This is a genomic window from Flavobacterium sp. SORGH_AS_0622 (assembly GCF_030818825.1).
Lineage (GTDB): Bacteria > Bacteroidota > Bacteroidia > Flavobacteriales > Flavobacteriaceae > Flavobacterium.
In genome coordinates, this window is the sequence record NZ_JAUTAX010000001.1 from 3705370 (window position 1) to 3729611 (window position 24242).

Here is a 24242-nt window from a genome sequence, read left to right on the forward strand (position 1 = left end):
AATTTGAATTGACCGCAGTATGAAGTGCTTACGGTATTATGATGCAATAATACGAATAAAATTTAATCATACAATAGTATTTTAAAAAAAGAAAATATATTTTTGTAAAACATTTTTAGATCATGATACAAAGAATTCAAACTGTATATCTATTTCTGGCTTTTGCTGCAACGGGCATTTTAATGCTTTTTGTTCCGTTATGGACGACAAGTGCAGGAAAACCATTCTTTTTTATGCAGGACCAGCTTTACACCGTTTTGTTAGGGTTAACCACAATGCTTAGTGTAATTAGTATTATTTCATTCAAAAAGAGACAAAATCAGTTTGTATTAAACAGACTGAACATAATATTAAATTTAATTTTATTAGGATTATTTGTATATCGTTCGCTAAATTTATCTGGAGAGGCTGAAGTCTCTGAGAAAGGTATTGGGATGTTTCTACCAATTGTTGCTATCGTATTATTAGTTTTAGCTAATAAGGCCATCAAGAAGGATGAAGATCTTGTAAAATCTGTCGACCGTTTGAGATAAACCTATAAACTTAATTTTTATGTGCGAAGAAGAACCCGAATTTTATTCGGGTTTTTTTTCGCCTTAAAACGAAATAATTGTAAGATAATTTTCATAATTTTGTCGTTCAACTAGTTTCTAAAGAAATGACTCCAAAAATAAAAATCCATCTTGCAGACGATCATCAGGTTTTAATTGATGGATTATCTAACTTATTGAAAACAGTGCCAAACTTCGAAGTAGCAGGAAGTTCACTAGACGGCACAACAGTCTTTAATGATGTGGTTTTGGATGGAGCTGATGTTTTAATTCTGGATATCAGCATGCCAAAAAAAGACGGAATTGAAACCTTAAAAGAATTTAATGAAAAACAATCGCCCTGCAAAGTCATTATTTTATCTAGTTATGATGATTTAAAAATCATTAAAGAAGTAATGAAACTTGGCGCAAAAGGTTATCTCACAAAAAATTGCGCAGGCGAAAACATCATTGAAGCGGTTGAAGCAGTTTATAACGGACAGGAATATTTTAGCGATGCTGTTAGAGAAAAAATCTTTAATACCTTTAAAGATAATCCGAAATTGAACCACAATGCAGTTATCGAAAATCCGATTCTAAGTCCGCGTGAAATCGAGATCATCATTTTAATTGCCTTGGAATACAGCGGAAAAGAAATCAGCGAAAAACTTTTCATTAGTTCACATACTGTTGAAACCCATCGCAAAAATATTATGAAAAAACTAAACATTAAAAGCACAATTGGTTTAGTAAAATATGCTCTTAAAAACAATTTGATTAATCCATAAAATCAGTTTTTATGTTTGGTTTTAATTTTTTCATATCACTTCTTTTCTCTTTCGCGGTCAAAGGAACTTTTGTTTCGCAAAAAGTTGTCGCAAATCTTCAAAGTCACAATCCTGTAACACAAACTGAAAACAAAACAACTGTTAATCAGCTTAAAATGAGTGAGCAGTTGCGAAATAAAAAAATAGTCAGTTTATCAATTGTTCTAATAGTTATCATCTTCTTTTTATTTTATTTTTTATATCAGAACAATAAATTAAAACAAAAAATAAAACGAAAAGATACGAAACAAAAAATCCTCCTTGACATCATTAATTCTGGAATTGATACTCAGGAAATAGAGCGAAAAAAAATAGCCTCTTTTCTGCATGATAATATTAATTCACTGCTTTCATCTGCTGGATTACATTTAAATACTTTTACTGCCCAAAACGATATTAAATCTGATGAAATACAAAAAGCAAAAGCCATTTTGTCTGAAGCACATGAACTTTTACGAGATATGTCCCACGATCTTGTTCCTTCGCTTTTAGTTCGCTTTGGGTTAATTTATGCATTAGAAGATTTATGCGAAAAAAACTCCAATTCTGCGATTGAATTTGAATTTTCGAGTTCTATCCCAACTAGCAGAAGATATCTTGAAAAATTTGAAATGAAAATTTATTTCATTGTAAGCGAACTTTTCAACAACGTTATAAAACACAGCGACGCCAAAAAAGCGAGGCTTTCTTTAATTGAAAAAAACGATCAGTTGATCTTGAGTATACATGATGACGGAATTGGTTTTAGAACCCAAAAGCTAAATGATGTAGAAGGTTTTGGTTTGAACCGAATTAGAGCCCGAATTAAAAAATACAAGGGAAAACTATCTATTACATCAAAAGAAAATGAAGGAACCAAAATTAAAATTCAGATTCCATTACCGAATTAAAGTTATTTTGCTCCAATTTCCACAATTTCTAAATCTTTGATTTTATCATCATCAATTACAAATCGAAGCATTGTTCTCACTTTATGAAAACCACTTTTTCCTGCGGCACCCGGATTCATGTGCAATAAATTATTTTTCTTATCAAACATTACTTTTAAAATGTGAGAATGCCCGCAGATAAAAAGCTTTGGCGGATTCTGTGCCATTTCTTCTTTAATATTTGGATTGTATTTACCAGGATAACCGCCAATATGCGTAATCCATACGGAAACATTTTCACATGAAAAACGATTGTTTAAAGGGAATTCCATTCTTGCTTTTGCATCGTCGATATTACCGTAAACAGCCCTAAGCGGTTTTAGTTTTTTTATAGTATCGGTAACATTCAGATCTCCAATATCGCCGGCGTGCCAAACTTCATCTGCCTGATTAACATATTTTAAAATAGTATCATCTATATGGCTGTGCGTATCAGAAAGCAGAAGGATTTTTGTCATTTTTTTAAAGGGGCTTAGGTTCTAAGATGCTAAGATACTGAGATTTTTTTGTTGACACATGTTAAAAAAACTTAGAACCTTAAAAACTCCAATCTGCCGTTAGACACACTGCGGTGGGTTTCTACAGATATACATCACAGAAAAACCTTTGAACCTTTGCCTCTTTGAACCTTTGTCCCTAAAAAGAAAAAACTTAGTCCCGAAGTCTCGCGAAAGCATCTTAGAATCTCAGAACCTTTTTTCGTACCTTTGTACCTCTGAACCTTTGAACCTCTACAGTGAGATATTTTATTCAATTTGCTTATAACGGAACACATTATCATGGCTGGCAGATACAGCCCAACGCTTCTTCTGTTCAGGAAACTTTAAATAAAGCTTTATCGGTTTTATTAAATGAATCTATTAGCATTATGGGCGCTGGAAGAACAGATACTGGTGTGCATGCAACTGAAATGTTTGGGCATTTTGATACTGAGAAAACTTTAGATGTTCCAATTTTGATTCATAAACTGAATTCTTATTTACCAAAAGATATTGCCATTTTTGATATTATTCTGGTTCATGATGATGCGCATTGCCGATTTGACGCAACCAAAAGAACGTACGAATATCATATCAATACCATTAAAAATCCATTTTTACAGGAATTAAGCTGGTATGTAAATCAGAAACTGGATGTGAATTTGATGAACGAAGCGGCGCAGTTATTATTGAAACATACCGATTTTCAATGTTTTTCAAAAGTAAATACAGATGTAAATACTTTTGACTGCACTATCTTTGAGGCGTTTTGGAAACAAGAAAACTCAAAACTGATTTTTACTATTTCAGCAAATCGATTTTTGAGAAATATGGTTCGGGCAATTGTCGGTACTTTAATTAATATCGGTTTACACAAAATTACGCTGGCAGATTTTGAAAATATAATTGCCAGTAAAAGCAGGGAAAAAGCTGGATTTTCGGTTCCAGCACATGGTTTATATTTAACCAAAATAGATTACGATTATTTATAGCTGTAGGCTATAGGCTTTAAGCAATAAGCTTTTAGCACTTTATTAAAAGCCTACTGCCTAAAGCTTATAGCTTAAAGCACCAAAAAAAATGAAAGCAAAAGCATTCGATACAGGATTATTCAAACGAATTTTAAAATATACAAAGCCTTATAAATGGCGTTACTACGGTGTAATTATTTTCGCCGTATCGCTGTCTATTTTCGCCGCACTCCGCCCCTATTTACTTAAAGAAACCGTAGATGGATATATAAAAACCCATGACAAGATGGGATTATTGATGTATATCATTTTGATGGGTGTAGTTTTATTAATGGAAGTTTTCTCGCAGTTTTACTTTGTATATTGGGCGAACTGGCTCGGTCAAGACATTGTTAAGGACATTCGAACAAAACTTTTTAAACACATTTTGAGTTTCAGAATGAAGTATTTTGATTTGGTTCCGGTTGGCCAGTTGGTTACTCGAGCCGTTTCAGACATTGAATCGATTGCCCGTATTTTCAGTCAAGGTTTATTTATGATTATAAGCGACTTGATGAAAATGTTTGTCGTACTTATTTTTATGTTTTACATGAACTGGAAGCTGACTTGGATTGTGGTTCTTGCCATGCCTATTTTGGTTTTCATTACCAGAATATTTCAACGTAAAATGCAGGTGGCTTTTGAAGAAGTGAGAACTCAGATTGCCAACATGAACTCTTTTGTACAGGAACGCGTAACGGGAATGAAAATTGTTCAGCTTTTTAATCGTGAAAAAATCGAAGCCGAAAACTTCAAAGACATCAATAATAAACATCGCGTGGCTTGGATCAAAACGATTTTATACAACTCGATCTTCTTCCCTATTGCTGATATTATTTCATCTATTACTTTGGGATTAGTTGTGGTTTATGGTGGTTTTAGAATTTTGAACGGAGATCATTTTACCACTTTTGGAGATTTGTTTTCGTATACAATGTTTATTGGAATGCTCTTTAATCCATTAAGACAAATTGCAGATAAATTCAATGAGATGCAGTTGGGAATGATTGCTGCCAATCGTGTTTTTGATATTATAGATACACAAGATCATATTCAGGATACTGGGAAAATTGAAGCGCCAGTTTTTAACGGAAGTATAGAATTTGAAGCGGTTCGTTTTAGTTATATTCCCGAGGAAGAAGTTATAAAAGGAATTGATTTATCTGTTGCTGCAGGACAAACCATTGCGATTGTTGGCTCTACAGGTGCAGGAAAATCGACTATAATTAATCTGCTGAATCGTTTTTACGAAATTAACAGCGGTACGATTTGTATTGACGGCGAAAATATCGAGAACTATACGTTGGCTTCACTTCGAAAACAAATCGCAGTAGTTTTACAAGATGTATTTTTGTTTGCCGATACGATTTACAATAACATCACTTTACATAATCCAGAAATTACCCGCGATCAAGTAATTGATGCCGCGAAGAAAATTGGCGTTCATGATTTTATTATGAATCTGCCCGATAATTATGATTTTGATGTAAAAGAGCGAGGCGTAATGCTGTCGTCTGGACAAAGACAATTGATTGCTTTTTTACGTTCGTATGTAAGCAATCCAAGTATTTTGATTTTAGACGAAGCAACTTCTTCTATAGATACCTATTCTGAAGAATTGATTCAGCGTGCAACTGAAACAATTACAAAAGGAAGAACTTCTATTATTATTGCCCACCGATTGGCAACAATTGTAAATGCAGATAAGATTGTGGTGATGGACAAAGGACTAATTGTTGAACAAGGAACGCATCAGGAATTATTGCACAAAACTGATGGTTATTATAAAAATTTATATGACTCACAATTCGCCGTGGCGAACTAAGTCATAACCGATATTCTTTGAAATTTAGATTAAAAAATATTACTTCACGACGTGCTTTTTTAATATACGTTATTGTTTCGATTCTTATCACAGTTTGTTCTGTATACATGTTAAGTAATTTAATTACTGATGTTACAAAAAAAGCAAATGAAAGTGAGGCGCGATTGAACTTCATTAAAAAACATGAATTAATGTCGCGGGAATTTTCGAGATTTCTGGAACAGGAAAACAGAATCAAACATGCTTTAAAAATCAGCAATAAATCAAATTTATCAGCTAATATAAAAGTATTGTCATCTGTTCAGTCCATCAATTCTATGATAGTTGATAACTGGTTTCAGATTAATGATGAAAAAATAGAATTTGGAAACGATTCTGTTTCTGATGAAATAAAAAAAGATATTACCAATTTTATTGCTAAAAATCAAACCACTGTTCGCAGCAACACAGTAATTAAACAAGGAAAAGAATGGGTTTGGAGAATTTACTTTAAAACCATCTCTAAAAATCATACTACGGTTCGTTGTGGTTATGACATCAGCTTAAAAAAATTACACGATAATTTTTCGACTGTTGACAAAGCTGCTTCGAATTATGCTTTTGTATTTGACAAGGCAGGAACATGCGTTTATCATCCCGACTCCACTTTCATAGGGAAAAACATTTATGATTTCTCTGCTATTAAGCCATCAGATACCATTTTCACTTATAAGAAAGATCCCAACAGAACTTCGGCATCTGATTTTTTAAAATTGGATTACACCAAAAGAGTTACGATGTCTGAATTTTTAAAGCTGGATGTAATCAGTTTTACGACAAGATTAGATATTAAAAATCTGCCTTGGTATATTTCCATTAGTTTTCCAAAAATGATTGAGGATGAAACTGTTTTATTGACTAAAAAATATTCAACATGGATATATTCTATAACAACAGTTATGCTTTTGCTGATATTCTACTTATTTTCTTATGCCAACAGACGCGCCTATAAAGAAAAAGGAATTGTAATTAAGGAGAAAAACAAACTCTTGGTAGAAAATGAAAAAATCATCAAAGAGAAAGCACTTATCCAACTGCAGCAATTAAAAGAGCAGATAAATCCGCACTTTTTATTCAATTCGCTCAATTCACTTTATATGTTAATTGGAAGCGATATTAAAACTGCGCAGAAATTTACTTTGAACTTATCTCGTATTTATCGTTATTTAATTGATCCGCCTGAGAAGAATGTCGTTCCTCTAAAGGATGAATTATTATTTATCGAGAAATATATCTTTTTACAGCAAACCCGTTTTAAAGAAGAATTATTTTTTTCTATAGAAATTGAAGACGAATCTGCGTTAAACAAATTTATTCCGTATCTGGCTTTTCAAGTTGTAGTCGAAAATGCTATAAAGCACAACACAGCTACTCAAGAAAACCCTTTGACGACAAAAATCCTGATCAAAGCAAATCAGGTTATTATCAGTAACAATCTTCAAAAGAAATTGAATGCAGAACCAAGTACTAAATTTGGTCTAAATTATCTGCAGAGCATTTACAATTATTATTCAAACAACGAATTTGAGACATCAGAAAAAGATGGCAGTTTCGTTTGTATCCTTCCTTTACTATCCATTCACTCCTAAAAAAAATCCGTTCACTCCTTTTTTTTTTTTTGCTGAACTAAAATCAAATAGTTTCGGCCAAAAATTAACCTAAACTTAACATCTGATGAAGGAAAAGGCATTCCTGCATAATTTGATAACATTTTGCTTACTCATTTTATTATTATCTCCGCTTACTGTTCAATCTCAAAAGAAAAAGAAAGACAAAAAAGAAGCGTCTACTGAAATTACAAAAGATTCAACCGACTCCAAAAAAGGAAAAAAATATGATGACCTTGTAAAAAAAGGTTCCGTTAAAAAAGGACTGTTCAACATTATTCAAGTTAAAACTGATGTTTATTTTGAAATTCAGGACAGCTTATTTGAAAGAGAATTTTTAGTTGTAAATAAATTATCTCAAGTTCCTTTTCAAGTAAATGAAGCTGGTTTAAATAAAGGAATGAATTATGAAAACAAAATTATTAGTTTTTATAAAGATACAATCGCAAAGAAAGTCTGGGTAAAATCGTATGTTCCTAAAGTTTCTTCACCAAAAGAAGATGCGATTACACAATCTGTACAAAATAATTTTGCCGAATCTATTATTGAAGTTTTTGATATTGAAACTAAAAACAACGATTCTACATCTGTCGTAATAAAAGTAAACAAGATTTTTGACGGAAAACAAAAAAGCTTCAATGATGTTTTGAGCAACATTGGGTTTGGAGGTTCTGTAAAATCTGAACTATCTTATATAGAAGGATTAAAATCTTTCCCAAAAAATATTGTTGTTAAATCTCAATTAACAACTTCTGTAAGCGAAGGCGGACCGGCACTATCGGTAACGCTTGGCGTGACTAGTAATATTATTTTATTGGATAAAACTCCAATGAAACCTCGTTTTTCTGATAACCGAATTGGTTTCTTTACCGAAAAGCATTGGTACTTTGCCGATGCACAGCAGGCAATGCTTGAAAAAGAATTGATTACCCGCTGGCGTTTAGAACCTAAGAAAGAAGATGAAGAGCGATATTTGAAAGGTGAATTAGTAGAGCCGAAAAAACCAATCGTTTACTACATCGACCCATCTACTCCAAAACAATGGAGAAAATATATTATCGATGGAGTTCACGATTGGCAGGCAGCTTTTGAAAAAGCGGGTTTCAAAAATGCAATTATTGCAAAAGAACCTACTGAAAATGATTTAGATTTTGATATTGATGACGTACGCTATTCTGTGATTACGTATGCTGCATCTCCAAAATCGAATGCTATGGGGCCATCTGTTGTGGACCCACGAAGCGGTGAAATTATCGAATCGGATATTATCTGGTGGCATAATGTTATGACTTCGCTTCAAAGCTGGATGCGAATTCAAACTGGACCAATCGATCCAAAAGCAAGAGGAAATAAATTCAGCGACGAACATATGGGAGAAGCTATTCGCTTTGTTTCGTCTCATGAAGTTGGACATACTTTTGGTTTAAAACACAACATGGGTTCTTCTTTTGCTTATGATGTTGAATCTTTAAGATCTAAAGAATTTACAGCAAAAATGGGCGGCACAGCTCCTTCTATTATGGATTATGCGCGTTACAATTATGTAGCACAGCCAGAAGATAATGTTACCGTTATTACTCCAAAAATTGGTGAATACGATAAATATGCTATCGAATGGGGTTACAGATGGTATGGTCCAAATGACAATGAAACTTTAAAATTAAACACTTTAATTGCCCAGCACCAAAATGACCCAATTTATTTCTACGGTGAACAGCAGGAAAATATAATTGATCCGCGTTCGCAGTCTGAAGATCTAGGGAATGATGCTGTTAAAGCAAGCGAATATGGTTTAAAAAACTTAAAACGTGTTGTCGATAATATTGTAAACTGGACTTACGAGAAAGATCAATCGTATTACGAAACTGGAAAATTATACATCGGAACTATTGGGCAATGGCAAATGTACAATCGCCATGTAATGAACAATATTGGCGGTATTTATCTCAATACAACTGTTCATGGCGATAACAAACAAAGTTATGTTCCAGTTCCTGCAGTAATGCAAAAAAGAGCTATAGATTATTTGAATAAAAACATAATTACGATTCCGCAATGGTTGTTTTTTAATGACATTTTGGACAAAACAAATCCGCTGAAAGATTCGCCTCTTGGTCCTTACGAGTATACGCCATACACGCTTTCAAGAGAATTACAATACAGCATTTTGTATGATTTATTAAGCGATGATCGTTTGCTTAGAATGACAGAAAACGAATTGTATCAGCGTAATAAAACCAAAGAACAGGTTTTTACCGTAAATGACTTGTTTAAAAAATTACATCAAAGTGTTTTTGCTGGAACATTGGCCAATAAATCTTTGACTATTCTAGAAAGAATGACACAAAAGAATTATGTAGATGTTTTAGTTGTATCGACCAATAAATTGTTTGAAAAAACAGATGCAAAAAAAACAATCGAAATTCAAGAAACACTCAATATGCCGCATTTATGTAATTATATAGATGATGCACACATGGCAAGAAATATCAATCAATCTTCTTTAAAAAGAGTTACAGAAGTGACTTCTGATAAAAAAGGAGAATTAAATAAAGTACTTCAATTATTAAAAACAAAAAAGAATACAGGAGATCAATCAACCCAAAACCATTACCGCGATTTAATACAACGAATCGAAAAAGCCCTAAATAATACAACCTTTTAATACCAATCCAAAAACATGAAAAAAATTCTACATGCCTTACTGCTGTTCCTGGCCATCGCAGGATACTCGCAGGAATCCCGAACTATTACGGGAATTATTCTAGACGAAGCAGATCAGTCGCCTATTCCAGGTGCATCGATTTTTGTCGAAAACAATGCCATTTCAAACAAAACTGCATTAGCAGGAATTATTCAAAGTGAAGCAATCGGAACTACTACAGATTTCGACGGTAAATTCACCTTAAAAATTGGAAAAAACGTTACTTCTTTGAGAGTTACTTTTATGGGATACAAATCGTACACTCTTGAATTAGACTCTCAAAAAAACTATACCATTAATTTAAAATCTGAATCTGCAAAACTTCAAGAGGTTGTAGTTACAGGTTATCAAAAAATTGAGAAAAGAAAAGTTACCGGTGCTGTTACCAAAATTGATATGGCTGCAATCCAGCAAACTGGGGTTTCTAGTATAGATCAATTATTGGTGGGACAAATTGCAGGTGTTGCTGTTTCTACTCCATCTGGTGCTCCTGGTGCTCCGGCAAAAATTAGAATTAGGGGTACAGCTTCTCTTAACGGTACACAAGATCCTCTTTGGGTACTTGATGGTTTACCATTAGAAGGAAATGAAGTTCCAAAAAATTACGATAAAGATAATATCGATGTATTAAACAATTTCTCTATCGCAGGTTTAAACCCAGATGATATTAAAGATATTACTGTTCTTAAAGATGCTGCTGCAACGGCTATTTACGGTGCTCGTGCTGCAAATGGTGTAATCGTTGTAACTACTAAAAAAGGTAAAGCCGGTAAAATGGTTGTAAACTTTAATACAAATACTTTTATTACACAAAGACCAGAATTTTCTAAATTAAACTTATTGAATGCAAGCCAAAAAGTTGATTTAGAGCTTAACATGGCAAGCCGTGAAGATTTAACATACAGAGACAACGCTGGAGAAATTTCTCGTATCCTTAACGGATCTAATGAACTAGCTGCTTTTAGAGCTGGTGGATTTTCTTCTTTAAGTCCAGCAACTCAACAATCTATTAATGATTTAAGAAACAACAATACCAACTGGGGTAACTTAATTTACCAAACTGCAATAAACACGCAGCACGGTTTAAGTTTATCTGGCGGTGGTGAAAAATCAGATTACTATTTCTCTTTAGGATACTATGATGAGAAAGGAACAACTATCGGGACTGGTTTCAAACGTTACAACTTAACTTTGAAAAACAATTTCGAAATTACAGATAAATTTAAAGTTGGAGTTGGAATTTTTGGTTCTGAAAACAAAACTACATCTTACTTAACAGATACTGACGCTTTTACAAGTCCAAGTAATTATTCTAGAAATGTAAACCCATATTTAACTCCATACAATGCTGACGGAAGTTATAAATATGACCAAGATATTTCTGGTTACTCAGATCGTTATGTTCCATTTAATATTTTAGAAGAAAGAGCAAACACTTCTTACGACTTAAAAACAAGAGCTGTAAAAGCTTTATTGGACGCTGAATACAAAATCACTAGAGATTTAAGAGTAACATCACAATTAGGTTTACAATTAGACAATACTTCTAGCGAAAAATTTGCTGATAAAGACACTTATTATACTAGAAAACAAAGAGAAAAATCTCGTTACTTTACTAACGGAGCTTTCAACTATTTCCTTCCTGATGGTGGTATTATCCAAAACTCAAACACTGACTTTTTTCAGTACAATCTAAAAACTATGGTGAATTACTCTAAAACTTTTGGAGAAAAGCACGAAGTTGAAGCCATGATTGGTAATGAGTTAAGAAGAAGTTACGCAACTTCTATTTCAACAAAAGGTTTTGGATTTGACAAGAGCACTTTGACTACAAAACCAATTATGTTCCCAAATACCAATTTTGCTAATGATTTGGAATACAGAACGTATTTGAAAACGGAAAACGAAAATGCTTTTGCTTCATTTTTTGCTACGGCATCATATACATACGATAGAAAATACAGTTTCTTTGGAAGTGTTAGATACGATGGTTCAGATTTATTTGGTGTAGATCCAAAGTACAAATATCTGCCGCTTTGGTCAACATCTGCTTCATGGACCGTTTCTGAAGAAGATTTCTTAAAAGATAACTTAACACTTTCTAACTTAAGATTCCGTGCTTCGTATGGTTTACAAGGTAACATTGACAAAAATACTTCTCCATTTGTAGTAGGAACGTATAAAAACACAACCATTTTACCAGGACAGACAGAACAAACCATTTCTGTAGAAAGTCCGCCAAACGATAAATTACGTTGGGAAAAAACGTCTAATACCAACTTAGGTATGGATCTTGGCTTGTTCAACAACCGTATCAGCATTGTAACTGATTTTTACGGAAGAAAAAGTTCTGACTTAATTGGTTCAAGAGCACTTCCTTTAGAAAATGGTTTTGAATACACGAATTTAAACTGGGCGCAAGTAACCAATAGAGGTTATGAGATTACTTTATCTACAAGAAATATTGACCGTCCAAATTTTAAATGGAATACAAGTATTAACTTTTCTCACAACAAAAGTAATGTAGATCGTATTGAAGTACGTGATAATGATTTTCTTCCAAGTAGAGAAGGTCTTCCTGTAAATGCTGTTTTTGGTTATAAAACAAATGGAATTGACGAAAACGGATATCCATTATTTGTAAACAAAAAAGGAGAAACAGTAAATGCTCAGAAATTCTTCGGATTATATGATCCTTATGCTGACTTCTTCCCTGGAGAACTTACACAGTCAAGTTTATCAGCTGCTGAAATGAGAGATTTATTTGTTTACTTAGGCGATAGAGATCCTAAATTTACAGGTGGTCTTACCAACACTATTAAAGTAAGTAATTTTGATTTCACAGTAGCTGCTGCCTTCAATTTGAAGCAAACTGTAGTAAGAACTCCTCCTTATAACGGGACAATAGTTGATAGAGGACAAAATTATACTAATGATATTTTAAATGCATGGTCACCAACAAATACATCTTCTAATTTACCTGGAATTACAAGTAAAGATTCTGGAACAGGAGATTCGTATATGGCATACTTATGGTTTTCTGGACAAAATCAAATTCCAACTTACAATTATTTAGATACATGGGTTAACGAAATGAGTTATATGAGATTAAGCAGTATGCGTTTAGGATACACATTCCCTAAAGCATTTACAGATCATATCAATATTCAAAGCATCAGACTTAATGTTGAGGCAAGAAACTTATTCGTAATTAGTTCAGATTACAAAGGTTACTTTGATCCAGAAACTTTCGGAAACATTTATGCACAACCAGTTCCTAAATCATTCACTTTAGGATGTAATGTAACTTTCTAATACAATTAAAGATGAAAAAAATCTCAAAATACATATTACTTTTTGTTGCTGCAATTGCAGTAACAAGCTGCGATGATTATCTGGATATAACACCTGTTGGCCGTGTTATTCCAGAAACACAAGAACAATTTCGTGCGGTATTAACAACAGGATATTCAAAATATCCGGAACATAAAGCATTGACAACACTTCGTACAGATGAATTGACGATGGATGAATTTAACGAAGATGTCAATATCTACAAAGATATTTTTATCTGGAAAGATTCCAATCCAGACCGTATTACAAGAGATTTTCAATATCAGGATTTATATAATGTAATTTTCTACACGAATGTGGTGATCAACGAAGCATCAAAAAAACTAGCTGCTTCTGAAGAAAAAAATCAATTAATTGGAGAAGCTTATGCTTTACGAGCAATGGCTTATTTTGATTTGGTTAACCTTTTCGCAAAACCATACAACGCTGCAACTGCTGCTTCAGACAAAGGCGTTCCTTTGGCTTTAGAAATTGATTTGGAGCAGGTTTTCGTTCCTCAAAGTGTTGAAGTAATTTACAATCAAATAATTACTGATACTCAAGAAGCTGAAAAACTAATCAATTTAAATTCACAACCAAAAGGTTTAAATTATCGTTTTTCAAAAGTTGCATTATTCAGCTTAGAAAGCCGTGTTTACTTACATCAGCAACAATGGCAGAAATCTTTAGATGCTGCAAATAAAGCGTTGGCAATCAACAACAATCTGGTTGATTTAAAAGCTGCCTCTGTTTTTGCAACAAAATACGATTCAAAAGAATCTATTTTAGCTTTAGAAGATGCATACATTAACAGATTAAAGGGAGCTTCATATGCTTCGCCTGAATTAATTGCGGCTTACAGCAGAACAACCGATTTACGTTTTCCTCTTTACTTTTTAGCAAGCGGAAGCCGTTTTAGAATTCAAAAAGGCGGTAATGACGATCAAAAATGTTCTTTCAGAACTTCTGAATTGTATTTAACAAAGGCAGAAACAGCTGCAAAATTAAATAACCTTGGCGATGCTAAAACAACATTGTTGAGTTTCATCAAAAACAGATATACTGCTGCAGCATATGCTCAGCTTGAAAGTGATGTAAATGCGATGAATGAAGCTGATTTAACAAACTTCATTTTAGCCGAGAGACAACGTGAATTTGCTGTTGAAGGACAGCGTTGGTTTGATTTGAGAAGAACATCTCAAAAACAAATTGTTCACAAATTTGGTGGTGAAGATTATACTTTGATACAAAACGATCCGCGTTACACGATTATTTATCCAGCAAGTGCGAGATTGAACAATCCCAATCTATAATACCTATTTGTTTTTTTAAAAGGTTCAGTTGAAAAACTGGACCTTTTTTTTTTGATATAATATTTACAACAAAATGCATTCTTTATTGTAATAAATAATTAGTGAATTATCTTTGCAAATAATTCGAGCGTATAAAAATGTCTAAAAGATGAAAATTGCTATTGTTGAAGATGAATATCTTGCTTCCAGCTATCTAAAATCCATTTTAGAGCAGCAGGAAATTCTACAGATCACAGCAATTACAGTTCTAAAATCTGTAAAAGAAGCTGTTGCTTTTTTTAGTGAAAACAAAGTCGATTTAGCTTTTATGGACATTCATCTGGGCGACGGAAAGAGTTTGGAGATTTTCGAAAAAACAATCATCGCCTGCCCCGTTATTTTTATTACCGCTTACGATTTTTATGCGATATCTGTTTTCAAGCATTTTACAATCGATTATCTTTTAAAACCATTTGAAGAAACAGAATTATTAGAGGCGCTTCATAAATTCAAAAAAATCAAAAACAGTTTTAACAGCGAGTCTACGCTTCAATCCCTAATAGCGCTAGAAAATCCAGAAAACAGTAAAATACAGCGTCATTTCTTGGTCAACCACGGTTATAAATTGATTTCTATTAATGAAAGCGAAATCAACTATTTTGCTGCCACGGGAAAGCATCTTTTTATTTATGTAAAATCTGGAAATAGTTACTTATATAATAGTACGATTACAGATATCATAAACAACCTAGACACCTTTAACTTCTTTAAAATAAACAGAAAGTATATCGTTCATAGAAACAGCATTAAAGAAGTCATCAAACATTCTCACCAAAAAGTAGAATTAATTTTGACCGTTCCTTCTGTAGAAAACGACCCTATTTTCATCAGCAAAAAAGAAATTAATAATTTTAAAAATTGGCTCGATCAGTAATTAACAATTCATTATCTTAAAATTTATACTTACTGGAAAATTAAAAAACTACATAATTCACAATTTGTGATTTAAAATCCGATTAAAAACTGTCGAAATCGCTTTAAAACGTTAAATTAGCGTTATAGAAATCATAAAATTAATCTTTCATAATCAACAACATAGCGGTAATTTTTCGTTTATTATTTATCTTTGAGAATATAGAAATCAAATGTAAAAGAAAATGCCACAAAATAGATTTTATCCAAACGAACAGTTTAAAGAAATAGAAATAAATGCCTCATTACAATTAAGATATGCAATTTCAAACAGAGGAAGACTTATAAGTTTTACTGATGAAATTGAAAACGGACGCATCCTGAAAGGCGGATTAAGCGATGGATATCCAACCTTCCGTTTTAAGGTTAAAAAAGACGATAAAATCGTAAACAAATATCTCTTCCTATACAAATTAGTAGCCCAATATTTTATTCCGAAAGATTCCGAAGATCAAACGTATGTTCTGCATTTAGATTACAACAGAGCAAATGATGATGTAAGCAATTTACGCTGGGCAACCAAGCAGGAAATGATGGCGCACAGCCGTAAAAGTCCGAGAGTTATCCAAGCCAAAAAGAATCTAATCGAACACAATCTTAAAGCCGACGGACGAAAATTAACAACAACGAAAGTCATGTTAATCAAAAAAATTCTTGCGCGTCCAGAACAAAAAACACGTCTTAAAATGATTGCCAAACAATTCGGAGTAAGCGAAATGCAGATTAGAAGAATTGCCAGCGGAGAAAACTGGGGACACGTTAAGATTTAATGGTTAATAGTTGATGGTTAATGGTTAATGGTTAATGGTTAATGGTTGATGGTTGATCATTAACAACTAACAACTAACAACTAACAACTAACAACTAACAGAGTTTGTCAGGCTGAGCGAAGTCGAAGCCCACGCATAGGATTTCACATGAAATTTAAAATTATAATAGCCACAGATTATACAGATTAAAACTGATTTAAAAATCTTTTTAATCCTAATAATCTGTGGCTATATTTTTTTTGAATTTTAGTGCTTTTTGAAATTGATGATGACATTGTTATTGAAATTGAAATTGAAAATTGACATTGATAAATTTTCAGATTTAACTTCTAAATCTCAATTTTCAATTCATAATTCACAATTTACAATTAACAATTACTCCGGTTTCTGTGAAAAGACCAAAATCTGTGTTGCTAAAAACAAATTTTCGAACGTTGATTTAAAATAAATCATTAAATTCGCAAGCACAAATAACAAAAGAATAATAATCGAAAAATGAGTTTCGGAAATATAAACTTCATTTTCGGTAGTTAATATTAAAAACCAAAAAAATGAAATACGACGTTATTGTTTTAGGAAGTGGTCCTGGCGGATATGTTACAGCAATTAGAGCTTCACAATTAGGCTTTAAAGTAGCTGTAGTTGAAAAAGAAAATCTTGGTGGTGTATGTTTAAACTGGGGATGTATCCCAACTAAAGCATTACTAAAATCGGCTCAGGTTTTTGATTATTTAAAACACGCTTCTGATTACGGATTGAAAGTTTCAGAATTTGACAAAGATTTCCCAGCAGTAATTCAACGCAGCCGTGGTGTTGCTGAAGGAATGAGCAAAGGAGTTCAATTCTTAATGAAAAAAAACAAAATTGACGTTATTGAAGGTTTTGGAAAACTAAAACCAGGAAAAAAACTTGACGTTACTGATAAAGATAATAAAGTTACAGAATACAGCGCTGACCACATTATCATCGCTACCGGAGCTCGCTCTCGTGAGTTACCAAACTTACCTCAAGATGGTGTAAAAGTAATAGGATACCGTCAGGCAATGTCATTGCCAACACAACCAAAATCTATGATCATTGTTGGTTCTGGAGCAATTGGAGTTGAGTTCGCTCACTTCTACAACTCAATGGGAACAGATGTTACTATCGTAGAATTTATGCCAAACGTTGTTCCTGTAGAAGACGAAGATATCTCAAAACAATTTGAGCGTTCATTGAAAAAAGCAGGAATTAAAGTTATGACTAACTCATCTGTTGAGCGTATAGACACAACTGGTGCAGGAGTAAAAGCGTTTGTTAAAACTGCTAAAGGAGAAGAAGTTCTTGAAGCTGACATCGTACTTTCTGCTGTTGGAATCAAAACAAACATTGAAAATATCGGATTAGAAGAAGTTGGTATTGCTGTTGACAGAGATAAAATCTTGGTAGACGCTTACAACGCAACTAACATTCCAGGATACTACGCAATTGGAGACGTTACTCCAGGGCAAGCTTTAGCTCACGTCGCTTCTGCTGAGGGAATTAACTGTGTGGAAAAAATTAAAGGTCTTCACGTAGATCCTATTGATTACGGAAACGTTCCAGGTTGTACTTATGCAACTCCTGAAATTGCTTCTGTAGGTTTAACAGAAAAACAAGCAAAAGAAAAAGGTTACGAATTAAAAATTGGTAAATTCCCATTCTCAGCTTCTGGAAAAGCAAAAGCTGCCGGAGCTGCAGACGGATTCGTAAAAGTAATTTTTGATGCTAAATACGGAGAATGGTTAGGATGCCACATGATTGGTGCTGGTGTTACAGATATGATTGCTGAAGCAGTTGTAGCTCGTAAACTAGAAACTACAGGTCACGAAATCCTTAAATCTATCCACCCTCACCCAACAATGAGCGAGGCTGTTATGGAAGCTGTTGCTGATGCTTACGGCGAAGTAATTCACTTGTAAAAATATACCGTTTTACGGTTATATATAATTTTCAATCTAAAAATCCGATTTGCGAAAGCGAGTCGGATTTTTTTATTGTTATATCCAATCAACAGCTTTGTTTGTCATTTCGAGGAACAAAGAATGATAATACATTGTCTCAAAAATAAAGCCTTAAACTTTTATAAAGAAAAATTTGTTAAAAACTTGACATTAAAAAATTTTCTCATCGTCTTAAAATTCTTATTTTTATTATTTCTAAATAATTTTGCATGAAATTACCATTTATAGAAATAATTGAAGCCACTACAATTGATCCCAATCTATTAATTTGGAAATATTATGATGAAGACAAAGAAATCAAAAACGGAGCAAAATTAACCGTTAGAGAAAGTCAGCAGGCAATGTTACTAAATGAAGGACAGCTTGCAGATGTATTCTCACCGGGACTTTACACCTTATCTACAGAAAACATTCCGATTCTGAGTAAACTAAAAGGCTGGAAATACGGATTTGAAAGTCCGTTTAAAGCTGACGTTTACTTTTTCAATACTCATCAATTTATCAATAACAAATGGGGAACTCCTGCTCCTATCCTATTAAATGATCCTCAGTTTGGGCAAATCAGGGTTCGCGCTTTTGGGAGTTTTGATATTAAGATTGTTGATGCTGCCAAATTCTTTCGTCAATATGCAGGAACATATCAACAGTTGACCATTTTTGAATTACAGAATCAATTAAGAGATTTTGTTGCGCCAAAATTTGGTGAAGTTCTCGCAAATGAAAATATTACAATTACTGATGTTGCTGGAAATATTACCCAATTAGGTCAAAAAATAGAGCCTTATCTTAAACCTTATTTTCTACAATTGGGAATTGAATTAACGCAGTTTGTTATTACCAGCGTGACATTGCCAGAAGAAGTTACCGCTCATTACGATAAAATCACCAATATGAATATGGTAACGGATATGGATAAGTTTACCAAATTTAACACCGCAACTGCTATTGGAGACAAAGGAACAGCGCTTCACGATGCAACACAAAATGCACTGAGTATGGGAATTCTTTTAAACCAAATACAGCAGAATAAAGAAACTCCAAAACAAGAAACAGACGATCTGACTTCTAAACTTCAAAAACTCAAATCATTGTTTGATGCTGGTTTAATTGACGAAGCGGAATTTAAAACAAAGAAATCTGAACTATTAAGTGAACTGTAATGGAAGAAAAAAAAGTCAATTCATTTCTAGACAAACTTAAAGCAAACGCAAAAAAACAATCTAATTACGGCGGTGAATTAGAAATTACCCAAGCCCAAATGAATGTAAAGGATTGCCCAAATTGCGGCGCTGGAAGAGCCAAACAAGATGGCGTAACACATTGCGCTTATTGCGGATTTGAGTTCATAACAGTACAACTTACAGACGGAGTTTACATTAAGAAAGAAGATAATTCAATTTAAAAAATCAAGATAAGTGTTCGGATTATTCAAGAAAGAAAAAGAAGAAAGTCTACCCGATTGGTATTGTGAACTTCAGGAATCACAAGAAAGATGGTTTAGTTTTTTAGAAAAATTGGAAACCAAAATGGAAGAGTTTGCAACGGCAGCAATTCCAGAACTAAAACAGATTTTAGAAGAAGACGATGATCTTTATAAAAGAACTTTTCAGAAAGTTTATTCAGGTGTAAATGGGCAATTAAACAATATAAGAGAAAAAGCCAGAGACACTTTCGAAGAAAAAATATTGGATACTTACCAAAACATCAATTCGCAGGTTTCTGTTCTAAGTAAATATTACGGGTTAATTTCTGATTTTAGAACTGTTTGTTCCGATCGTTATCATAGAGGTTTTGAAGACAAATATGAATATTGGAGAAAACAAATAGAAAAAACACAGGAGCGTGATCTTGAAATAGAATATCAGAAAATCTTAGATGAATTTGAATCTATTAAAGATAAATTCAGCTGTAAACAATGCGGTGGAAATATCACAATCGAAAAAATCTTTTTAATCGAAACCTATATTTCATGTCCGTATTGCAAAACACAGAATACTTTTGCGCCAAGCACACAGGGAAGGAATTTACAACATATTGCACGGGGACTTGCCGAACAGAGAACTGCACATTTACAAGAGGCTTATGAAATTGAAAATGAAAAAGAACGTGCCTTTTACCATCAGCGACATGAATTAAGTTTGAGCACAATACACGAAACAGACAAAAAAGTTTTGAGTGAAATCAATGCGAAAATGGATGAACTGGAAGAACAAAGACAGTCTGCAATTCAAAATGCTCCAAAATTATATCATACTTATTTAAGAGCAATGTATGATGAGTGGAATAAAATTACCCCAGATTTGAAAGAACACAACGAAAAAATGTATCAAAATCAATTGAAATATAAATAGTTATTAACCCTAAAAATCGACAAATGTTTAAAAAGCTTTTTGGATCTCTAACCGGAGACAATAAACAGGAAAACCAAAATTACGAAGCCCAGACTTCAAATAACAATTACGAAGACGATAACAATTATCAAGAAACAGAATACGATCCTGAAACTTTACACGGAACACATTACGATGTAGAAGATTTTGATAATGAAGTAGCTGCAAGAGCGGAAGCTTGGATTGCAGACGAAAGAGCAAACGGCGAAAATCTAGATGAAAAAGATATTCAAAATATATATTTCAACTACAGAAGAGCAGTTTACACAGAATGGAACAATTGCGATTCTGATCAAATGATACGATTTGAACATGCTAATTCACTAAAATACTCAGGAATTCAAACTTCAGGATTTGTAAAAGTAGATGACAACAATCCGTTTTTAGAACCTGTACATGGCGTAGATTTAAGAACTTATACCGCAATGTGTCTTAAAATAAGCGCCGGAATAGATTACTTGGAAGTTTGTAAAGCAATGGGATTTGAACCAATAATCTGGGAAGAATTAAATACAATCTGGCCGCAGCGTATGGGCGAAGATACTTCGTTTACGGTTACAACTTTATTCGGACAATATTACGCTGAAAATGTAACAGTTCCGCAGTTGGAAAATCTTAAAGCTGAAATTTCTGAAGAAGGTGCTGCAAATCTAGAAAGAATCAGAACTGATCGCTATTTCTACGAAGAACTTGCAGGAGCAAGACAAGCAGGTTATGAATACGGAATTGACGGTGCTCAATGGATTTTGGATAATTTCGGAATCAATCTTGCCGATTTTCAATCTGTGGCAATGCAATGGATGACGGAGCAAAATCAGAATTGGAATTCAGAAGACATCATGGAATTCACAAATTATCAGCAGGAAAAACAAAAAGAATATGCTGCAAAATTTGCCGCAGAACAAGGCGGGAATATTGCAGACGATGTAAATTTCTAAACCCGATTTACTTTTGATATAAAAAAACCGATTTGCGAAAACAAATCGGTTTTTTATTCGTTTAGAATAACGTAAAAATTAGAAAATCACTCATAAATACTATATAATGGAAGAGACAAAAATATTCTACGCCGACGGAGAAAATCCAAAAATGATTGAAGCTTATAAAAAAGCACAAGAAACCTTTAAATATTTCTGGAGAGAATTATCCTGGGAATATCGCCGAATAATTCCAGGGCTTGATGTTGCTTGTGTAAAACTGGCTTTTACGCAGGAAATCGACAATGAAACTGTTGTAGAACACATGTGGATTAACGATGTAAATTTTGACGGAGAAAATATATACGGTGTTCTAGTAAATGATCCTGACGAATTAACGAATGTAAATAACGGTGATGAAGTACAAATTCCAGTAAATCAAATCAGCGATTGGTTATTTGCAATTGGCGGAAAAACGTATGGTGCTTTTACGATTCAGGCAATGCGTTCTGAAATGAGTAAGCAAGAAAGAGCATCACATGATGAAGCTTGGGGGTTAGATTTTGGTGATTTTAATGATATTCTGGTGGTTAACGAACAAAAAGAAAAAGCAGAAAACATCATTGAACATCCGATGAGTAAAAACATGAAAGAAAGCCTTATTGACTTTGTAAAAAATAATCCTGAAGAAATAACAGCTCAAGACGAATTGGGTTATACGTTTTTACATCGCGAAACAATTGCAGGAAATCAGACTTCTATTGAAGTTTTATTAGAATCTGGCGCAGATAAAAATGCCAAAACCGAAAATGGAAAAACTGCATTAGATTTTGCAAAAGAACTTAAATGGGATCATTTACTTCCTTTATTGCAGTAAAATTTAAAAATCCGATTTACAAGTAAATCGGATTTTTTTATTTGAATGTTATGGGAAATAAATATTGATTTTTCGTAACAATTTAAGGCCTGAATTTTAATAATAAAGCATTAGTTTTGCATCGCCCAAATCAACATATCTGCCATGAAAAAATTAGTATTCGTTTTTGCAATTGTTCTTTTTTTTCCAAATTATTTTTTTGCACAAACAAAAGGTGAAGCACAAAACATCTTTGCCAAATCATACGATTATGTAAATGATTTCGAAAAAATCCTTACTCCAAAACAAATCAAGGATTTAAACGATTATTTAAAAGCAAGTGAAGCCAAAACAAAAAGCAAAATCCTAATTGTTACAACCGCAACAATAGCACCTTATACAGACCTGACAGATTATTCGCTGGACTTAGATAAATACCTGCTTTCTAAATTAAAGATCGACACTTCAATTTTAATTGTAATCAGTAAACAACTAAGACAAATTCAAGTACAGGGAGTTGACAAAATACGTGCAAAAATGACCGATCAAGAAATGAAAGATATCATAGCTGCGTATGTGGTTCCTGAGTTAAAAAAAGGCGATTATTACAAAGGTTTACAGCAAGGAACTCTGCAGCTGATAAAAAAAATAGAATAAAACAAGATCCGATTTGCGAAAGCGAGTCGGATTTTTTTATATCGTAAATTCCCAGTTTTCGAATAAAAATAATATCTTGTATACACTTAAACTACAAACCGATAAAGATGACTTTAGAAGAATACAAGAAAGAATTTTCAGAAGATGACGCTGTTGGATGGTTAGAAATTGACAAAGAATTTGACCGACTTTATCCAGGGCAGGAACCTAAACATTTTGTACCTGCGATTAGTTATATGCTTGGTGGAGAAGACCCTCTAGACGGTATAAGCGTGTATGAAAGTAAAAAACAAACAGATCATTATCATTTTATAACCTACGGATTTTCTGAATTATATTATAATGAAGAAAAAGTTGATGGGGAATTTAGCAAATGGGGTTTTGAGCTTACTTTTAGACTAAAACCTTTCGAAGCCGATAACGGAAACCCAAGCTGGGCAGTGGTTCTACTTCAAAATATTGCAAAATATGTTTTTAGCAGCGGTAACTGGTTTGAAGAATTTCATTACATGCCTGCAAACGGACCTATTCGTCTCGATACAGATACCGATATTACAGCACTTGTTATTGTAAATGATCCCGAAATTGAAAAAAAACATACCCCGCATGGAGAAGTTTCATTTCTACAGATTGTTGGAATAACTTCATCGGAATTCGAACATATCAAAGCAAATCCTGGAACAGCCGAAGAATTGGTGAACAAACTTAAAGAGAACAATCCGTTATTGATTACCGATTTAAATCGAAAAGACTAAAAAATCCAAAATGATTAATTATAACGGTAAAATTTTTAAACCCTTCAGTAATAGTGACAATGGAGAAACGTCTCACGAGACAGTATTTCATTATCAACAAGAAGGAAATATTTTAACGGCTCAATATTCGGGAGGAAAAATAGTTACTGGGCACTTAATTGGTTTGGTTGATGAAAAAGGAAATATCGAAATGCGCTATCATCAAGTAAATGACAAAGGCGAATTAATGACAGGAATGTGTTCCTCGAAACCAGAAGTTTTAGAGAACGGAAAAATAAGACTCCATGAAACCTGGCAATGGAACTCTGGAGATCATTCTAAAGGAAATTCTATAATTGAAGAACAGTAGAAATCAGATAATCTAAAAA

21 protein-coding genes are annotated in these 24242 nt (G+C 33.3%); 20 read left to right on the forward strand and 1 reads right to left on the reverse strand.

Going from position 1 to position 24242, the window contains the following annotated elements:
• Nucleotides 1-122 precede the first annotated feature (122 nt).
• From QE431_RS15545 to QE431_RS15555, 3 genes are all read left to right on the forward strand, one after another.
• Nucleotides 123-533: a DUF4293 domain-containing protein gene (locus QE431_RS15545; protein WP_134140009.1), complete on the forward strand. Its 411-nt coding sequence runs from the start codon at nucleotides 123-125 to the stop codon at nucleotides 531-533.
• Nucleotides 534-658: 125 nt separating this feature from the next.
• Nucleotides 659-1318 carry a response regulator transcription factor gene (locus tag QE431_RS15550; protein WP_057116608.1) on the forward strand — a complete coding sequence of 220 codons (660 nt, stop codon included), beginning with the start codon at nucleotides 659-661 and terminating at the stop codon, nucleotides 1316-1318.
• 11 nt (nucleotides 1319-1329) lie between these two features.
• Complete coding sequence (locus QE431_RS15555) at nucleotides 1330-2247, forward strand: sensor histidine kinase (protein ID WP_307297539.1); 918 nt, start codon at nucleotides 1330-1332, stop codon at nucleotides 2245-2247.
• Between the two features lie 2 nt (nucleotides 2248-2249).
• Here the strand turns inward: QE431_RS15555 and QE431_RS15560 are convergent, their stop codons facing one another.
• Nucleotides 2250-2744 (reverse strand): metallophosphoesterase, encoded by a 495-nt coding sequence (locus tag QE431_RS15560; protein WP_057116610.1) that lies wholly within the window; start codon nucleotides 2742-2744, stop codon nucleotides 2250-2252.
• A 278-nt stretch (nucleotides 2745-3022) separates the two neighbouring features.
• On the opposite strand from QE431_RS15560, the gene truA reads away from it, so the two are divergent.
• From truA to QE431_RS15645, 17 genes are all read left to right on the forward strand, one after another.
• Entirely contained in the window at nucleotides 3023-3757 is a 735-nt protein-coding gene (gene truA / locus QE431_RS15565) for a tRNA pseudouridine(38-40) synthase TruA (RefSeq protein ID WP_057116611.1), read from the forward strand.
• Between the two features lie 88 nt (nucleotides 3758-3845).
• On the forward strand, nucleotides 3846-5600 hold the full coding sequence (locus tag QE431_RS15570) for an ABC transporter ATP-binding protein (protein WP_307297544.1): 1755 nt from the start codon (nucleotides 3846-3848) through the stop codon (nucleotides 5598-5600).
• A 17-nt stretch (nucleotides 5601-5617) separates the two neighbouring features.
• On the forward strand, nucleotides 5618-7228 hold the full coding sequence (locus QE431_RS15575; RefSeq protein ID WP_307297547.1) for a sensor histidine kinase: 1611 nt from the start codon (nucleotides 5618-5620) through the stop codon (nucleotides 7226-7228).
• An 85-nt stretch (nucleotides 7229-7313) separates the two neighbouring features.
• Nucleotides 7314-9911, forward strand: coding sequence for a zinc-dependent metalloprotease (locus QE431_RS15580; protein ID WP_307297550.1), 2598 nt, complete (start codon nucleotides 7314-7316; stop codon nucleotides 9909-9911).
• A 15-nt stretch (nucleotides 9912-9926) separates the two neighbouring features.
• Complete coding sequence (locus QE431_RS15585) at nucleotides 9927-13265, forward strand: SusC/RagA family TonB-linked outer membrane protein (RefSeq protein WP_307297552.1); 3339 nt, start codon at nucleotides 9927-9929, stop codon at nucleotides 13263-13265.
• A gap of 11 nt (nucleotides 13266-13276) precedes the next feature.
• Entirely contained in the window at nucleotides 13277-14596 is a 1320-nt protein-coding gene (locus tag QE431_RS15590) for a RagB/SusD family nutrient uptake outer membrane protein (RefSeq protein ID WP_307297555.1), read from the forward strand.
• 148 nt (nucleotides 14597-14744) lie between these two features.
• Nucleotides 14745-15509 (forward strand): LytTR family DNA-binding domain-containing protein, encoded by a 765-nt coding sequence (locus QE431_RS15595; RefSeq protein ID WP_307297558.1) that lies wholly within the window; start codon nucleotides 14745-14747, stop codon nucleotides 15507-15509.
• Nucleotides 15510-15732: 223 nt separating this feature from the next.
• A complete protein-coding gene (locus QE431_RS15600; protein WP_111285499.1) occupies nucleotides 15733-16317 on the forward strand; it encodes an NUMOD4 domain-containing protein in 585 nt (194 codons plus the stop codon).
• 551 nt (nucleotides 16318-16868) lie between these two features.
• The gene (lpdA, locus tag QE431_RS15605; protein WP_134139998.1) at nucleotides 16869-18257 is read left to right on the forward strand and encodes a dihydrolipoyl dehydrogenase; all 1389 of its coding nucleotides are present in this window, start codon (nucleotides 16869-16871) and stop codon (nucleotides 18255-18257) included.
• A gap of 251 nt (nucleotides 18258-18508) precedes the next feature.
• Nucleotides 18509-19459 (forward strand): SPFH domain-containing protein, encoded by a 951-nt coding sequence (locus tag QE431_RS15610; RefSeq protein ID WP_307297564.1) that lies wholly within the window; start codon nucleotides 18509-18511, stop codon nucleotides 19457-19459.
• Complete coding sequence (locus QE431_RS15615) at nucleotides 19459-19701, forward strand: hypothetical protein (protein ID WP_307297566.1); 243 nt, start codon at nucleotides 19459-19461, stop codon at nucleotides 19699-19701. The genes QE431_RS15610 and QE431_RS15615 overlap by 1 nt, the downstream gene beginning before the upstream one ends.
• A 13-nt stretch (nucleotides 19702-19714) precedes the next feature.
• Nucleotides 19715-20650, forward strand: a complete 936-nt coding sequence (locus tag QE431_RS15620; RefSeq protein ID WP_307297568.1) for a hypothetical protein — start codon at nucleotides 19715-19717, stop codon at nucleotides 20648-20650.
• 23 nt (nucleotides 20651-20673) lie between these two features.
• Nucleotides 20674-21627, forward strand: a complete 954-nt coding sequence (locus tag QE431_RS15625) for a DUF6620 family protein (RefSeq protein WP_307297571.1) — start codon at nucleotides 20674-20676, stop codon at nucleotides 21625-21627.
• A 106-nt stretch (nucleotides 21628-21733) separates the two neighbouring features.
• Entirely contained in the window at nucleotides 21734-22483 is a 750-nt protein-coding gene (locus QE431_RS15630) for a DUF2314 domain-containing protein (RefSeq protein WP_307297573.1), read from the forward strand.
• A 144-nt stretch (nucleotides 22484-22627) separates the two neighbouring features.
• Nucleotides 22628-23119, forward strand: coding sequence for a YgcG family protein (locus QE431_RS15635; RefSeq protein WP_134139990.1), 492 nt, complete (start codon nucleotides 22628-22630; stop codon nucleotides 23117-23119).
• 107 nt (nucleotides 23120-23226) lie between these two features.
• On the forward strand, nucleotides 23227-23874 hold the full coding sequence (locus QE431_RS15640) for a suppressor of fused domain protein (protein WP_307297576.1): 648 nt from the start codon (nucleotides 23227-23229) through the stop codon (nucleotides 23872-23874).
• 10 nt (nucleotides 23875-23884) lie between these two features.
• On the forward strand, nucleotides 23885-24223 hold the full coding sequence (locus QE431_RS15645) for a n-acetylglutamate synthase (protein ID WP_307297578.1): 339 nt from the start codon (nucleotides 23885-23887) through the stop codon (nucleotides 24221-24223).
• Nucleotides 24224-24242 lie beyond the last annotated feature (19 nt).

What these genes read in the sequence shown, in the direction of transcription:
- QE431_RS15615 (WP_307297566.1), top strand. Translation starts at nt 19,459, where the DNA reads ATGGAAGAAAAAAAAGTCAATTCATTTCTAGACAAACTTAAAGCAAAC.
- QE431_RS15625 (WP_307297571.1), top strand. Translation starts at nt 20,674, where the DNA reads ATGTTTAAAAAGCTTTTTGGATCTCTAACCGGAGACAATAAACAGGAA.
- QE431_RS15645 (WP_307297578.1), top strand. Translation starts at nt 23,885, where the DNA reads ATGATTAATTATAACGGTAAAATTTTTAAACCCTTCAGTAATAGTGAC.
- lpdA (WP_134139998.1), top strand. Translation starts at nt 16,869, where the DNA reads ATGAAATACGACGTTATTGTTTTAGGAAGTGGTCCTGGCGGATATGTT.
- QE431_RS15610 (WP_307297564.1), top strand. Translation starts at nt 18,509, where the DNA reads ATGAAATTACCATTTATAGAAATAATTGAAGCCACTACAATTGATCCC.
- QE431_RS15640 (WP_307297576.1), top strand. Translation starts at nt 23,227, where the DNA reads ATGACTTTAGAAGAATACAAGAAAGAATTTTCAGAAGATGACGCTGTT.
- QE431_RS15570 (WP_307297544.1), top strand. Translation starts at nt 3,846, where the DNA reads ATGAAAGCAAAAGCATTCGATACAGGATTATTCAAACGAATTTTAAAA.
- QE431_RS15630 (WP_307297573.1), top strand. Translation starts at nt 21,734, where the DNA reads ATGGAAGAGACAAAAATATTCTACGCCGACGGAGAAAATCCAAAAATG.
- QE431_RS15580 (WP_307297550.1), top strand. Translation starts at nt 7,314, where the DNA reads ATGAAGGAAAAGGCATTCCTGCATAATTTGATAACATTTTGCTTACTC.
- QE431_RS15560 (WP_057116610.1), bottom strand. Translation starts at nt 2,744, where the DNA reads ATGACAAAAATCCTTCTGCTTTCTGATACGCACAGCCATATAGATGAT.
- QE431_RS15585 (WP_307297552.1), top strand. Translation starts at nt 9,927, where the DNA reads ATGAAAAAAATTCTACATGCCTTACTGCTGTTCCTGGCCATCGCAGGA.
- QE431_RS15635 (WP_134139990.1), top strand. Translation starts at nt 22,628, where the DNA reads ATGAAAAAATTAGTATTCGTTTTTGCAATTGTTCTTTTTTTTCCAAAT.
- QE431_RS15600 (WP_111285499.1), top strand. Translation starts at nt 15,733, where the DNA reads ATGCCACAAAATAGATTTTATCCAAACGAACAGTTTAAAGAAATAGAA.
- QE431_RS15550 (WP_057116608.1), top strand. Translation starts at nt 659, where the DNA reads ATGACTCCAAAAATAAAAATCCATCTTGCAGACGATCATCAGGTTTTA.
- QE431_RS15595 (WP_307297558.1), top strand. Translation starts at nt 14,745, where the DNA reads ATGAAAATTGCTATTGTTGAAGATGAATATCTTGCTTCCAGCTATCTA.
- QE431_RS15555 (WP_307297539.1), top strand. Translation starts at nt 1,330, where the DNA reads ATGTTTGGTTTTAATTTTTTCATATCACTTCTTTTCTCTTTCGCGGTC.
- QE431_RS15590 (WP_307297555.1), top strand. Translation starts at nt 13,277, where the DNA reads ATGAAAAAAATCTCAAAATACATATTACTTTTTGTTGCTGCAATTGCA.
- QE431_RS15545 (WP_134140009.1), top strand. Translation starts at nt 123, where the DNA reads ATGATACAAAGAATTCAAACTGTATATCTATTTCTGGCTTTTGCTGCA.